Consider the following 13,855-nt stretch of genomic DNA (forward strand, 5'->3'; position numbering starts at 1 on the left):
TGAACTTCAGGCAGGCGAAAGGGAAAGAAATCGAGCTGACATATCGCTATTACATCAGCTCCGCAGCTCTTGATGAGATGTCACTGGCTCGCGCCGTTCGGGCTCACTGGGGGATAGAGAATAGTCTGCACTGGGTATTAGATGTCAGCATGAACGAAGACAAGTGCCAAATTTATCAAAATCACGCTGCAGAGAACTGGGCGATGTTGCGCCAATTATCACTTAATATGCTAAGAGCGGAGCCCTCAAAGGGAAGTATCCCCGCCAAACAAAAGCGAGCATGGATGAAAACAAGCTTCCTCGAAGGCGTGTTACATGCGGGATTGAGTCAGCTGATTGAAATATGAGCATTCATGCGGTTGCCCTGGCCCGCAGCCTCAGTTAATTCTTCGCGTTTTAGTTGGTTGAACCATTCAGGAAAACCTGCATCTTTTAAATCGGGGGCAGAAAAGAAATGCTTCAACGTTTCATTACTGGTATGAGACGAATCGGAAACCGGGCATGCCACATACGAAGTCCTATTTTTGCCATTTATATCTGTTTTTACATCTTGCTTTGTTGAATCTAGATCTGTCAGGATTAGTGATTTTATACCGATAAACTCTAAAAACGGCGCGAAGGCTTTAGCATTTGCCCCGGCCTCTATTATTGAAATATTTTGCGAAGATATTGGCTGACTTTCATCATCACATTTTTCATCATACTTTTTGATAAACCAAGGTAGAAGAATCCTCTCTGTAGTACCCTCGATGAAAATTGCTTTGTCTGCGAAGAATAATTCTGCATTTTGAATTTTAAGATACTGCTCTAAAAAGTTGTATAACTTTGCACCCTCACCTCCTTTTTCTTTTTTATATTTTCGTGCAAGCTCAGTATGAAAGTTTCTAAATTCAACATTTAAGTTTTCATGCTTTAAAAGGTATCGAATATCTTCAAAGTCAGAATTAGCAACTATATAAGATGAATGGGTGGTAATTACGGCCTGTAGTCCCTGTATCTCACTTACTACTTCTCGAATCTTTTTTGAGAAAATTGACTGCATTTGGGGATGAGTGTGCGCTTCAGGCTCCTCGATAAATAAAAAATTAATGTCTGATGAGGACGATTTGAACTCTTGCTTCATCATCTCAATCTTAAGCAAGAGGTACAGAATATTTAAATACCCAAGACCATTGAGGTTTTCGGGAAGATGCTCCTCCGTTGTTCCATAAATAACCTTAGAAGAAGAACCTATTAGTGAACTCGCTTCAATGTCTGAAATTACTTTCAAACCGTCCAAATTGAGAAAATTTGCTGCACTTGATAAAAAACCACTAAAAACATCTGAATACTGCGTTTCTAAACCTTTATCTATATCAATTAATGCGGTTCTAACTTGTTCCAGACGCTCATCATCCGTGTCGTTTAATTTCTTGAAAAACTGTGTTGTTACGGTAGACAGCGGACTTTTACCAGTTTCATCTGAACTGGCAACATTTCTTCTAGCGTGTATTACTTGGAAATTGATAAGATTACAAACATCTTTAAACTCTTTTTCTTCTAATTCCTCTCGGTTCTGAAGGCAATAGGGCCTGTCTCCCTCATATCCCGAATCATCGTAAGCATATATTGAAGTTTTTATAAAATTACTGGCATTTCTCTCTATAAAACTCCTTTTTTCTTTAAGATATTTTACCTCATCAGTACCATCTTTCTTTGTTGGTATTCGACTAAGTAAAGTATCTCGGTCTATACGAGCTTCAAACATGATGTTGATGGTTGATTTATCTGGATCTAAATCCAGCATAAAGTCGGAAATATTCTTTAGATTGTCTTCATCTGCATACTCTACAGATATACATAACCTTATGCTCAACTCATCTATATCTGTTTCCTCAGATATATCATAGAGCTTACTTCTTACAGAGACGGGAAAATCACTGAAACTAAATGACGGATTTGGCTTGGATAGGAATTTTTCGAGTAAAACTACAAAAGATGTTTTACCTGTATTGTTTTTTCCCACTATCAACGTCAGGCCATCCGTCATATCTAACATACTGTTTTGAAGTAACCGAAAGTTTTCAACTTTTATACTTTTTATTCTCATCATTCTTCAACGCTAATGCTATTGCCTCAAGATTGTTATTAGGGCCTGTTTCATCTCAGTCAAGTATTTGTTTCGTAAACCTTTCATGATTCCAGCACTTCCTTAACACCGAAAGGCTATTCACTAAATTAGGTTTTAATGGATTGAAATTAGCAGAACACTAAGAGACTTTCTGTTGGTAATATCTTGTTTTAAATAAAAAATTCAATACAGCTTTGACATCGAGGGAAAATCCATAAAACAGAGTTAATGGAATACACCAGCCCGTCCAGCACAACCGAAGACATTACAGAAAATTGCGGAGCAAGGCATAGCTTGGTAACTAAAACCGTCACCCCACCACATAGCCTTGCGGATTAGGTTTTATAAGACAAAATCCCACTAAATGATAACAATGGAGCATTTGCGCTAAACGATCTTGGGGCATTTCAGAGTCAGGTTTCTACTTAGCTAATCTAATCGTCTTTATAAACAGGCTTTGAATCATGTTTGGCTAGATCATGATTCATTTGAACTTTAGCAATTTCTTTCCAAGGGTCGTACGGCTCTTTTTTCTCTCCTTCCCTCATCATATTAACAGCCACCAACGCAACCATCGAAAGTAGGTACCACGCAGCTTTTCCCAACCAGATAGCACTCTCTTTAAAAAAAGTGATGAATTGTGCTCGCTTCATGACTTCCTCCAGCAATGTGCTCTTACGGAACAAGATTGGCATTTGGCTATACTTGGGCGGTACTCCTGAATGACCTGCCCTTGAGTAGCCGTTTTGACTTGAAAAGCGTATCCCTGAATCCGCTCCCAGAGATCTTGGTCACTCCCTAAGTTTAGCTCTACTTTCGTTGTTTGCGTGCAAACCAACGCCCGCTGTACGTCCATTTCGCTTCGAAGCGCCAAGCAACTTGCCAGTGTTTGAACGATATCAGACTCATACACCCTGCCCTTTCGGGATTTGAATTCAACGGCAATAATTTCGCCGGAGTGGGACTCAAAAATATGATCGGGTTTACCAACTATCTGATAGTGATGATTAACAAAGGCTTTCGTGTGCTTTCCTTCGTCGCGCCAAATTTCTTTACCCTTAATGTCAAAAGGATTTTGCTCCCCGCTCCCACGAATAATGAGGACAATAAATATAATCACAGCTGCGGTAAGGAACACTTCAAACATAACGGTTCCCTAGCCAAACATTATGTATAACATCAATGCTATACATAGTAGGATTACGATAACGACTTTTTCTCGGCCCCGGTCGGCATCTATCTTCTGGCCCATCTCTTGGTGCTTCTCCTCGCCGCGTTGCATTCTCGCCTTTGCATCATCGCTGGCCTTAGCGCCGACTTTAGAAAGTGACATAGCATGAGGGCAAAATGCCGCCCGGCCAATGTCACTGGCTCTGACATATTGCTGTTTCTTACTCATCGAAAGCCCTCCAATACATCGTTATAAAAATAGGGCTCATTACTTTTTCCAAGGGGTCGCCAATAAAGGCCTGTCTTTGGGAGGTAGACGGCGACTGGGATATCAAGGCTATGAATGGTCTGTGCAATCGCATCAAAATTATTGCCATCAGCGCTATAAAAATCACTCACGACAACATAGCGCTTATCAAGGAGCTGAACTTTCATAAGTCTATTCATGCGACCGCCTGTGTATAGCATCAATGATATACAAAGCATAATCACTTTTGATAAGTTTCACAATTAAGGCGCGTAAATGTTCTACACTTACATAAGCCGCAGGCTTTAGCGGCAATTAGAGCCAATCTTTTATTGCGATACCTTTCAAAAGCACATGTGGATTGCACAAGTGCCAGACATAACCCTTACCTTCTTTGAATGAGCCTCATACTGGCCCAAGGCGTGCTTCGTAAGAACCTTTCGTCTATGGACACCGTTCTCGAAGAAGTCATTTTTAATTAAGTCCAACAGCGCCAGCGCGTGACACCAACGGTGGCGGTAATCCCCTTTCAAACCATTAAGTCTGTATAACACGCATGCTATACACAATGCCCCGTCCCCGAGCAATCACTAAAGCCCAAGGCGCTTTAGTGATTGTTTGCTGCTGCAAACCTTCTTAGCTCATTCCGAGCGCCCCCTAGGGGGAAACTTCAAACTGAGAAACAAAGTAAGGAGTAACCAATGAAAGTGACGTTACCAGCGAGCAATGATTGCCCCGTACTGTCTCAATTGATAGAGAAAGTCGGCGTGAATGTCCATTACGAATGCAAACATGGGGTATGCGGCGCGTGTCGCTGCAAAATAACCGCAGGATTTGTGTTTTATGAACAGCCGCCTCTGGCATACCTTCGCAAGGATGAAATACTCCCTTGCATCGCTAAAACAACTTCAGCAATAACGTTAGAAATTTAACCTAACAACAACCTACCGTGGGGAGAGTGCCCACGGCAATCTCCTGACTATGGAGATGAACATGGTTTTAATAGATCAAAACACTGGCCAGCCAGCGACAGAAATCGAAGTCGTCTTACAGGGCCAACATTTACTCAATCAACGCATACACCCAACTCGTATCGTCTTAAACACGCCTTTTCTGGTTGCCAGTTATCTGACCTTAAAAGTGAAAAAAGAAGGCGACCTCTGGGCCCTATCACTCGACTCAGCCGACAGGTTACTCAAGGGTACGGTCATTACCAGTTTGCGAGGACTGGTCTCCTCGGCTGTATTCTGTGGCGCGGAAAAAGTAACGGTGGTTTCCATTGGCCGTCCCTACCCTACCCAAAAAGACAAGGATTTATTGGCGAAGCTCTGCCTCATAAATCAATTCGGCTTTTTCCTGTCCGACTACGTAATACTCAATGACAAAGAAGGTGATGTGCGCTTTTTCTCGTTTAAAGAGCACCATCTTTTATAAACAGCATGCTCATTCACGTTGAGCGTTTCCAATAAGAGAGGCATGCCATGAAACTCGACACCGAATTTAATGAGTTAAAGATTGAAGCATCAAAAGTTGGCGGGCTCATAACCTTGGCCACTTGTATGAAAGAACTAAGGGTACCTCGCAAGCAAGCGATACAGCACTTGAGCGAGTATTGTCAGCGCGAGCAAGGCGACACCTATTTCTTTTTTGATGAATCTATTCACGTGCTTGGCACCGATGAGTTTGACTTTACATAACACCGCTTGCCGCCATTTCGGCGGCCAAGCGCACGCTTAAACCAACCGGTCTTTTACTTCATAACCACCGCGTTAATTAGCGGCTAACAAGTCTGTATATCATCAATGATATACATAACTTTTCTCCTCCATTGTCGCCGAGCCATCACCAAAACATTGCCTGCTTTAGTGATGGTTTGCACCCGCAAACTCTCATTGCTCATCCCGAGCATCCCGCAAGGGAACACTGTAAAAGGTCACACCATGAACAAAGTAATACTCGAAGGGTTTGTTGGTGACATCCCAACGGTCAGAACGGCCCAAAGCACCCAAGGCGAAGTAACAAGCTTTAGCCTTGCCACACATGATTTTAATGACACGCAGTGGCACAACATCGTGTGTTTCAAACAAGCGGCCAGCTATGCGAAGAAATTCCAAAAAGGGACTCGCGTCCTGCTAGAGGGATTTTTGAAGACCACGAAATGGCACGACCAACAAGGTAACCCAAGGTCGACCACTGAGGTAGTGGCTACACGCTTAACTAACCTCAACGCGGCGCATGCCCAATCAAATGGCGGCAACACAAACGCCGGTAATCAACCAGCGGAGCCTAATCACGGCACTGCAAGCCCCCTCCCCCACTCTGCATCTGCGCAATATGGCAGTGCAAACCAGCAACCACCTAATTTTAGAGGCTAGAAAAACATGGATAAACTCATGCAATCGGTGGCATCGAAGTTTAATGTCGATCCCGATAAGCTCAAAGAAACGCTCATCAACTCGGTTTTTAAAACGCCGATGACTGACGAGCAACTGGTCACGTTTTTGGTGATCTGCGATCAATACAATCTCAACCCCTTCACCAAGGAAATCCATTGCTTTACTGATAAAAAAAGCAATGTCATTCCCGTGGTGGGCGTCGACGGTTGGTCTCGTATCGTGAACGAGCATCCAAAATACGATGGCTTAGAGTTCAGGTTCTCTGATAACTGGGTGCAATACGACAACGCTAAGGCGTGTCCAGACTATGTGGATTGCTTGATTTACAGAAGTGATCGCAGTCGCCCTATTGTCATACGAGAGTACTTGGACGAGGTGTATAACGAAACACGTTACCCCGATGGCAACTTGATGGTGTCGTCATGGCAAACACACACCAAAAGAAGGCTCAGGCACAAAGCATTTGTGCAAGGTGCCCGTATCGCATTTGGTTTTAGTGGGATTTACGACGAAGATGAAAAAGATCAGATTCTGATTTCCCAGCAAAGCCAAGATGTTTCGCAGCCATGTGTGAGCGAATCATCAAAAGCGACACCTAAGCTCGAAAACAAAGAAGCAAAATCAAGCCGAGATGTTGTAGAGAAGCCACTTAATGTAGTTGAGCTAGATGAATCTCTCGCCCGCATCAGTGACGCCAGTTCACTCTTGATAAAAAATGTTATTTCAAGAGCGGAAAGTTCACAGAAGTGGGATGAGGCTGAAACCTATCTGCAAACGAAGTTAGAGCCTAATGAAATAAATAGCGCGATGGAAATGTTAGAGGATGCAAAACGTCGTGCTATACACTGAAAAATGCCCTGGTTCATTCCAGGGCTTTCAGCTGGGCTTGCTGCAACACCTCCATCTTCACGACATTTCGCGATCAGGCTGCCTTGGTGCAGCCTTGGCTTTCGAGTCACTTATGAGAAATTACCCGAGGGCCCTATCATCATGCTGGCATTACCCACACAAACAAGTGCTACGCATTAGAAGTGAGAGATATCAGAAAATTTTTCTCAGAAGAAAAACCTTCTTTGTCATAATATTGGTTAAAAGTATTAATAACTTCATATCCAATTGTGGACAGTGCAATTTTCTTGTAAATATTAACTCTGCCACTTGGGCAATTGTGTTTGAAGTATTCGCCTAATGCCCCAACAGCTTGCATGTACCTTACCCCTTCTTGCCCATTGATATTACCTATAATTTCAGAATTACGAACATTAGAGGCGTTTTTGTAAAGAGTCTCAGCCTCCATTCGTAAGCTAATTCCGGAGAGTCGAACTTCGAGGCAGCTTTCTACCTTTGACAGCAACCTGAAGAACGTAGATTCAAATTGCTGTTGTTTAAGTAGTGCTTCCTGACCTTGTAAAGCTTTAGTTGACTCAGCAAGTTCCCTTTTTGTTATTTCTAGCTGGTGAGTTGTAATCTGTATGACATTTTGGTTTTGCGCAACAGCAAAGGAAAGCAGAATTATGCTACCAAAACCTATCAACGGATTCAGAACGCCACCAAAGAAGTCGCCAAACGCCCCCCACTGGCCGGATGTTTCAAAAAAACCAATGCCAAAATGAACAGTGTACGTACCTATAATGAAAACACAGATAACGCCAACAACGCCGACGACAGAATTGATCAAGTCTCTCTGTTTAGTCACTTGGCTCTCATCAAGTGTAAAAGAGTATCTTTTATTATCTGACATTTTCCTATCTCCATATTTAACTGAAATGAAATACCTCTTGGTTAACTCTAGTTCAAACGCAGTTTTTCCAAAATGAAAATAAAGCTTTAAGGCTCAGCAGTAGAAGCTGTCCAACTGGCCCGAAAGTTGTTCTCATTGAGATTAATCACACTGGTTGATTTCTTATAAGTTGAGATTTATAAGGAATGTGAACAGAGGTTCAACTCCTGTTCAGCGACAACTGTTATAACTAAGTGAGGGCCACAAGAATAGTCAGTAAAGGAGCAATAAGTGGGAAAAATTCATTACTTTCAACGTTACAGTTCTATCGAGAATACAGTGACAAATAACACATTGCAGTTAATTTCACTTATATACCAAAACTCCCCTACAAAAGCGTCACAACTACTGACCGACCTAACTGGGCAATCTATTGATATTGGCCTGGATATTGTTCAACAGCAAAGAGAAGGCCACTCCGTTCCTGATGCAACCATTATGCAGAGAAGCTTTAAAGTTTTGCTTGAAGCAAAGGTAGATTCTCCAGTATGCACAGAGCAGTTACTGCGGCACGCAAAAGGCTTTAAGAACGAAGAAATCCAAATTCTATTGCTCCTTACCAAAACAGCTCTAACTCAAGAACAATCAAACCAAATAAAGGAAGAAATTAAGCAAGACCACCCTTCCGTGGTCTTCCAGCACATAACATATGAAGACATCTGCAATATATGTTCAGAGCTGTTCCAATCTCATGAATATAAAATCAATGACTTAATACGTGACTACCAAGAATACTGTAACGACAGTGGGTTGTTCGATCAGGCACGCCATACAATGCGTGTAGTGCCATGTGGAACCAGTGTTTTGCTAAACCTGAAATACGAGATGTACTTTCAACCATCCGATCGAGGTTACTCAAACCATCGTTACCTTGGTATTTACAAGGATAAACGCGTACAGGCTATTTGGGAAATCGACCATATTATCGATGTTGAAGTGACTGACGGTAAGGTTAAGACTGTTTTTGTCAGTGGAGAGCCAACAGATAAGTATGATGAAAAAATCCTTAATATGATATCTGAAGCCAAAAATGAATGTGGGTATGATATTCATACTGGGCACAGGTTCTTCTGCGGTAACTCTTACTCAACCAATTTTATTAAAGAGTCTAGCGGCGGAATTATGAATGCAAGGCTTTTCAATCTGAAAGAATATTCGAATGACTGGGACAACCCAGCATCCCTTGCAATGGCGTTAAAAGACCAAAGCTGGAAAGAGTAAACTCACAACGGCCTTGGTAACAATCGTAGCCTAACTTAATAGCTATAAATAATACTAGGTTAGGCTCTCCGCTATTCGAGCTAATGCAGCAGTGCTTGGTATCACCAGTACAACCCCCGCATTAATACTATCTCTGTCCCCACCGAATAAGGATTGGTTGATATGATAAATCGCGTCCATGGCAGCCTCATGGCTTAAGGTTGGCTCACAAGTATATAGGGCAGCAATCATATGTAAGTTTTCCCCTTTCTTAACGGTATGAAGCGTTTCGGCCAAAATCACTTCAGAGACAGTTGTGTGGCACACCATCGGTTTTTCGTCGTCGGTATTCTCCGAAGGCGGGCTGATGTATTGCTGCAGTGTCAGCGTCCCTGTAATGAGTGTTAGTGCAATGGATAACTTTCCTGCATTTTCCCAAGTGAGAGCATCAACAATCGCTCTTATTCCCCATGAGCTCTCGATGCTGCCATTTTCAAGCCCCACGAGGTCAAAGACAATTTCGATATCACGAAACGTGCTGTCTTGCTGAGCGATCGCGTCTCGCAAAAACGCGGAATAGTGCTGACTCACATCACGTAGAAGCGTATCCGTGATATCAGAGTGTATATTGAGTTCATTGCCCGGACTTTGCGTCTTTAGCGTCACAAGGCCAATGAATACCGTCGATGTCGATTTAGGCTCATCTACGAGCGTTGCAGTTGCCATACCTGTTGCCTATTTTTTTGCCCTATTAAACCCTAGTTGCTTTTACCGCGATTAACAAAATACGCTCTGGCCGCGCTCAGCATGATCACAAGGCAGCCAGAATTTGCTTTATCAAGCCTGTGATATAAAATTGAAGTGATTACCCAGTAATCCGTTTGCGTAGAGTCTCACCGCAAACAAGCGCTCGCTTTGACTCAACCTCACATCATTACCACTTCAATCAACAACTAACCGACAGGGAGTTACCCTATCGGTATGCTCTCTATGTTTACTTAGGAGGGCTTATGTGTCTCTGGCTAACCAGTGATGAGTTCTTTTCCGATACAAAAAGCATCACGCTGCTTAATGAGCAAGTCTGTAACGACTTTTTCTATCAAGAAAGGAAGGTGAAAATAATCCAGGCGGGTTTTCGCATATACAGTGTGTATCGACATATTGTATGTGATAACGAAACCGTCCGAAAAACTATCGAGTGGCGTCTCAACGGTCTGCTACATCGAGATAAATACCCCGCATCATACCGGGTGAAGTTACATTGTGACTTCAATGATATCCACCAAGACAAGGCGATTGCCGCCTACTTCTACCACGGGCTTCATATCCTGTCCCACAGGTTGAAACCCGTATTGAACCAACTGAAACACTGTTCTTAATCGTCCTACTTTACCAACTCTTAGGGGTGAATGCCCCTGCGGTGTTCCTCCTTTAAGGAGCACTATATGAGTATCTGTTACTTCAAGAGTCAACGTGACTTCTTGACTCACCCAGATGTGAATATCCAGCAAAAGTACATCGTAGGCTCCCCGGACACGGCGGAGTTTTTCTACATCATAAAAGCCACCATCAAGGTATCAAAAGACATTTATACCCTGATTGTGCAGCACTACCGCGGTTATGATGACGAGCTGTATACCGAGCTTTGGTATAAAAACGACAAAGTGGATAGGTACAAAAAGCCTGCCATCATCCACATTTACAACAACCAAGATAAAGAGCTTCACCACTATGAAAACGGCGAGCTTGTGAACATTGAGTCGGGGTCATTATGAAACTGATGAACTTTACTCAAGACGGCGATACTTGGTTGAACTGGCGCAAAGGCGGAGTAGGGGGCAGCGATGTTCCCGTCATCATGAACGCCTCCAACTATGAAGATGTGTTAAACCTCTGGATGGAAAAAGTCGGCAGAAAAAAAGCGAAGGACTTGAGCCACAACCCCCATGTAAAAAGGGGTAAACAGCAAGAGCCTGAAGCCAGAGCCGCCATGATCCAGTGGTTACTCAAGCATAAGGGAAGAAAAACTGACTTAACTGCGCCTTGCGCGCAAAGCGAGCAGCATGACTTTATCAGGGTCTCTTATGATGGACTGCCAACCGATGGGATAATGACCCCATGCGAGTTGAAATGTCCTTCAGAGCGCATCTATGCTGAAGTCGATTTTTTCCAAGAGCAATCGCCCACTTACTTAATGTATCGTTGGCAACTCATTTACCAAATGATGCTCGCTAACGCAGATACCGGCTATCTGGCCTTTTATCTGCGAGGTAAACCATTATTGGTATTTGAAGTGCTCAAGCAACAAGCGCAGTTCGATAGCGTGTTTCGCGCGGTTGAAGAGTTTTGGCAGTGTGTCGTCAATGACACCCCACCAAAAAGCAAATTCCACGCAATCTACGAACCGGCGTTTATTGAGTCAGCCAAAGATTGGCTCGCAGCCCATCACACCATCAGTCAAGCAAAGAAAAAACGGAGCAAAGCTGAAAAGGTTTTAAAGCAGTACCACGCCAACAGTCATGCTAACAAAAGCGGCGGCAGCGGAGTCGAGATGACCTCAACTGAGCGCAGCGGCAGCATTGACTATAAAAAAGCGTACTTTGAGCTGGCTGCAAAAGCTGGCCTTGCGCAAAACGATGCAGAGCTCATGGCAGAGAAGTTCCGTAAGGACAGCTCGACCATAGTCTCTGTTAAACCCTCCAACGCGACTGACCAAGTCATTATTACGTCCTTCAACGAACCCCACGCGCAGCCCTTTAGCGCGTCCTTTTAACTCGCATACTCGCAACCTTTAAGGAACAACCATGAACGGTGAAATTAAAAAGATCGACATGGGCGGTCATGAGGTGCCATGTTTTGTCTTTGAAGACGACATGAACCCTATGATCCCTCAAGCGGTACCGCACTTTTACAGCAAAGAAGAGTTGATGGTGATAAGGGCATTCATGGAAATGCCTTTTGATGATTACCTCTACATCTATGGCGACTTTGGAACAGGTAAAACCTCGGGCATCGAATATTATTGCGCGAAGACCCACCGGCCCCTAGTGTCATTTTGCTGTGCATCGGACACCGAAATCAGAGACATGCTCATCATTAACCGTTTTATTGACGGTAGCTTAAGGCAAGAGCTAGGTGTGTTATCTCTGGCCTATAAAATGGGTTACACCGTGCTCATTAACGAAGTGGACTTGCTCTCACCGAGTGAACTCACCTCACTGAATGAGCTTGTCGGGGGGAATAAACCCATCACCTTGCATGAGACAGGCGAAACCATTTGGCCACACCCACAATTTCGTTTTGTGTGCACGGCCAACACCAATGGCAGCGGTGATAGCCGCGGACTGTATCAAGGCACAGGCATCCTCAATAAGTCGTTTATAGATCGATGCCGAATGCTGGAAACTAAATACCTCCCACCAGACTTAGAAGACCAAGTCATCAAGGAGGCAGTGCCCAGCTTGCCCGATGCGGTGCGCGAAATAATCATCGACATCGCCAACGACGTCAGGGATTTGTTTAACCCTAAACGCACTGATCCGTCTTCAAGCGATGCCCCCAAACTCAGTTCGGTGATTTCGACACGCACACTGATACGCTGGGCAAGAATGATTGAAATGTTCAAGGATGTACCCGATGGCCAAGGCTTTTGGTTATCCCTCGAACAATCGTTCACTGCCAGTTTAACACCCCATGAAAAATTGGCCGTATTGGAAGTGGCGAAAGCCCGATCCGGTTTTTAATTCACGATAACCGGCACCTTTGGTGCTGGTTTCGCTTTCTAGGCATACCCAATCCTTCTACGTCAAGGTGATGCACAGCGTCGCTTTCACCTAGAGGGTTTGCGCGTGATGTCACGCCCAAATGCCCATACCGGGCAATTCCGCAAGGAATAACCTCTAAGGAACTCACTATGAGTAACGAAATAAAAATCGCAGGGATGACCCCTGTGTTCTTCAACATGCACCTATGGTCTGGTGGCGGCAGTTTAAAACCCTCAGACATCGGCTTGCACGAAGATGAAGTACCAAAAGACTTGGTGAACCTCGGTCGGATTGTGGCTGTGAAGCCTTGCGATCTAAGATGGTTTCTCTCAAAACGAAAAAACCTCGCTTACTTTTTGGATAACGTTGGCGTACGTCATGCCGGTGGTTGGCTCATACCTGACTCAGCACTGGAAGAAACGAAAGCCAAGTTTGAACAAGCAACGCGGGATTTTCTGGTAGAAAAGCAAACGTTCATCAGCCGAGTCGAGCGCTTGATTGATGAGTCCATTGAAGAAGCGATGGCCGCGGGAAGTCCGCGCCTAGCTGAAGCAATCCAAAATATCGCCAAGCGCCCTGATGAACTCGAAGCCATCATGCAGTTTAGTTGGTCACACCTTCAGGACGAGACCGGGCAAATTGCGCGCTCACTGCTAGACAATATCGCTTGGTTGGCCAGTAAGGCTAAAGCAACGGTATTTAATCAGCAGCGCAAGAACCCCAATAAAGTCACCCGCGGTACCTTCAAAGGCTTGGTGGCCATCCAGAAGAAAATGGAAGGCTTAAGCTACCTTCATTCATCACTCACACCTGCCGCTCAGCGCATTGCTGACGTGCTGCGCAAGGTAGACATGAGAGACGGTGAAAAGAGCACGGAGCTGAGTGAGCAGCAATGGTTCGAGCTTGAGCTCTTACTGAGCTTTCTCTCTGATCCAGAGCAGCTCAGCAACTATGCATCACGATGCCAAAGCGAAGCGAGTGGGGCAGCGCTCAATCAACCCGCAGACAGCATGGCCGAAAGTCAGCCAGCGGAAACACTCCCTGACGCTCACAGCGACAATGTAGTCCTCGTTAGCACCGAAGCTGCATCAGCAGCGCCAACCACTTCACCGCACTTCTCTGCGGCCTTTTAAAGATAAGCCAGTACCCACGTACTGGCGCACTTCCTACTCACAGCGAGAGCACGCT

At 44.3% G+C, this 13,855-nt stretch carries 19 protein-coding genes; 12 read left to right on the forward strand and 7 right to left on the reverse strand.

All coding sequences use genetic code 11. The features are described from left to right. The coding region (locus tag D1Z90_RS18665) for an ISAs1 family transposase (protein WP_119911210.1) at nucleotides 1–347 on the forward strand (347 nt) is incomplete at its 5' end. Here the strand turns inward: D1Z90_RS18665 and D1Z90_RS18670 are convergent. The 5 genes from D1Z90_RS18670 to D1Z90_RS18690 form a co-directional block, all read right to left on the reverse strand. Next, nucleotides 329–2,092 carry an ATP-dependent nuclease gene (locus D1Z90_RS18670; protein WP_119912315.1) on the reverse strand — a complete coding sequence of 588 codons (1,764 nt, stop codon included), beginning with the start codon at nucleotides 2,090–2,092 and terminating at the stop codon, nucleotides 329–331. The genes D1Z90_RS18665 and D1Z90_RS18670 overlap by 19 nt on opposite strands. A 452-nt stretch (nucleotides 2,093–2,544) precedes the next feature. Next, the gene (locus tag D1Z90_RS18675) at nucleotides 2,545–2,763 is read right to left on the reverse strand and encodes a hypothetical protein (protein WP_119912316.1); all 219 of its coding nucleotides are present in this window, start codon (nucleotides 2,761–2,763) and stop codon (nucleotides 2,545–2,547) included. Next, nucleotides 2,760–3,257 (reverse strand): CRISPR-associated protein Cas4, encoded by a 498-nt coding sequence (locus tag D1Z90_RS18680; RefSeq protein ID WP_119912317.1) that lies wholly within the window; start codon nucleotides 3,255–3,257, stop codon nucleotides 2,760–2,762. Before D1Z90_RS18680 ends, D1Z90_RS18675 begins: the two co-directional genes overlap by 4 nt. A gap of 9 nt (nucleotides 3,258–3,266) precedes the next feature. After that, nucleotides 3,267–3,509, reverse strand: a complete 243-nt coding sequence (locus tag D1Z90_RS18685) for a hypothetical protein (RefSeq protein WP_119912318.1) — start codon at nucleotides 3,507–3,509, stop codon at nucleotides 3,267–3,269. Further along, nucleotides 3,506–3,727, reverse strand: coding sequence for a hypothetical protein (locus tag D1Z90_RS18690; RefSeq protein ID WP_119912319.1), 222 nt, complete (start codon nucleotides 3,725–3,727; stop codon nucleotides 3,506–3,508). Before D1Z90_RS18690 ends, D1Z90_RS18685 begins: the two co-directional genes overlap by 4 nt. Nucleotides 3,728–4,228: 501 nt before the next feature. Here D1Z90_RS18690 and D1Z90_RS18695 point away from each other — a divergent pair. From D1Z90_RS18695 to bet, 5 genes are all read left to right on the forward strand, one after another. Then, nucleotides 4,229–4,459, forward strand: a complete 231-nt coding sequence (locus tag D1Z90_RS18695; RefSeq protein ID WP_119912320.1) for a 2Fe-2S iron-sulfur cluster-binding protein — start codon at nucleotides 4,229–4,231, stop codon at nucleotides 4,457–4,459. Nucleotides 4,460–4,520: 61 nt separating this feature from the next. Further along, entirely contained in the window at nucleotides 4,521–4,961 is a 441-nt protein-coding gene (locus tag D1Z90_RS18700) for a Mov34/MPN/PAD-1 family protein (protein WP_119912321.1), read from the forward strand. A 47-nt stretch (nucleotides 4,962–5,008) separates the two neighbouring features. Beyond that, nucleotides 5,009–5,224 (forward strand): hypothetical protein, encoded by a 216-nt coding sequence (locus D1Z90_RS18705; RefSeq protein ID WP_119912322.1) that lies wholly within the window; start codon nucleotides 5,009–5,011, stop codon nucleotides 5,222–5,224. A gap of 243 nt (nucleotides 5,225–5,467) precedes the next feature. Next, nucleotides 5,468–5,902, forward strand: a complete 435-nt coding sequence (locus D1Z90_RS18710) for a single-stranded DNA-binding protein (RefSeq protein WP_158587189.1) — start codon at nucleotides 5,468–5,470, stop codon at nucleotides 5,900–5,902. Nucleotides 5,903–5,908: 6 nt separating this feature from the next. Continuing rightward, nucleotides 5,909–6,772 (forward strand): phage recombination protein Bet, encoded by an 864-nt coding sequence (gene bet / locus D1Z90_RS18715; RefSeq protein WP_119912324.1) that lies wholly within the window; start codon nucleotides 5,909–5,911, stop codon nucleotides 6,770–6,772. A gap of 169 nt (nucleotides 6,773–6,941) precedes the next feature. On the opposite strand, the gene D1Z90_RS18720 is transcribed toward bet, so the two are convergent. Next, on the reverse strand, nucleotides 6,942–7,664 hold the full coding sequence (locus D1Z90_RS18720; protein ID WP_119912325.1) for a hypothetical protein: 723 nt from the start codon (nucleotides 7,662–7,664) through the stop codon (nucleotides 6,942–6,944). 270 nt (nucleotides 7,665–7,934) lie between these two features. On the opposite strand from D1Z90_RS18720, the gene D1Z90_RS18725 reads away from it, so the two are divergent. Then, entirely contained in the window at nucleotides 7,935–8,924 is a 990-nt protein-coding gene (locus D1Z90_RS18725; RefSeq protein WP_119912326.1) for a hypothetical protein, read from the forward strand. A 54-nt stretch (nucleotides 8,925–8,978) separates the two neighbouring features. On the opposite strand, the gene D1Z90_RS18730 is transcribed toward D1Z90_RS18725, so the two are convergent. Then, on the reverse strand, nucleotides 8,979–9,629 hold the full coding sequence (locus tag D1Z90_RS18730; RefSeq protein WP_119912327.1) for a type IV pilus assembly protein FimV: 651 nt from the start codon (nucleotides 9,627–9,629) through the stop codon (nucleotides 8,979–8,981). Nucleotides 9,630–9,913: 284 nt separating this feature from the next. Here D1Z90_RS18730 and D1Z90_RS18735 point away from each other — a divergent pair, with 284 nt between their 5' ends. From D1Z90_RS18735 to D1Z90_RS18755, 5 genes are all read left to right on the forward strand, one after another. Next, the gene (locus D1Z90_RS18735) at nucleotides 9,914–10,282 is read left to right on the forward strand and encodes a hypothetical protein (RefSeq protein WP_119912328.1); all 369 of its coding nucleotides are present in this window, start codon (nucleotides 9,914–9,916) and stop codon (nucleotides 10,280–10,282) included. Between the two features lie 66 nt (nucleotides 10,283–10,348). Further along, complete coding sequence (locus D1Z90_RS18740) at nucleotides 10,349–10,678, forward strand: hypothetical protein (protein ID WP_119912329.1); 330 nt, start codon at nucleotides 10,349–10,351, stop codon at nucleotides 10,676–10,678. Beyond that, on the forward strand, nucleotides 10,675–11,676 hold the full coding sequence (locus D1Z90_RS18745; protein ID WP_119912330.1) for a lambda-exonuclease family protein: 1,002 nt from the start codon (nucleotides 10,675–10,677) through the stop codon (nucleotides 11,674–11,676). Before D1Z90_RS18740 ends, D1Z90_RS18745 begins: the two co-directional genes overlap by 4 nt. Before the next feature lie 31 nt (nucleotides 11,677–11,707). Next, nucleotides 11,708–12,646 carry an AAA family ATPase gene (locus tag D1Z90_RS18750; protein WP_119912331.1) on the forward strand — a complete coding sequence of 313 codons (939 nt, stop codon included), beginning with the start codon at nucleotides 11,708–11,710 and terminating at the stop codon, nucleotides 12,644–12,646. 170 nt (nucleotides 12,647–12,816) lie between these two features. Then, nucleotides 12,817–13,800 carry a DUF3150 domain-containing protein gene (locus tag D1Z90_RS18755; protein WP_119912332.1) on the forward strand — a complete coding sequence of 328 codons (984 nt, stop codon included), beginning with the start codon at nucleotides 12,817–12,819 and terminating at the stop codon, nucleotides 13,798–13,800. The last annotated feature ends 55 nt before the right edge of the window (nucleotides 13,801–13,855 follow it).

This window comes from Motilimonas pumila (assembly GCF_003596335.1).
Lineage (GTDB): Bacteria > Pseudomonadota > Gammaproteobacteria > Enterobacterales > CBDFNC01 > Motilimonas > Motilimonas pumila.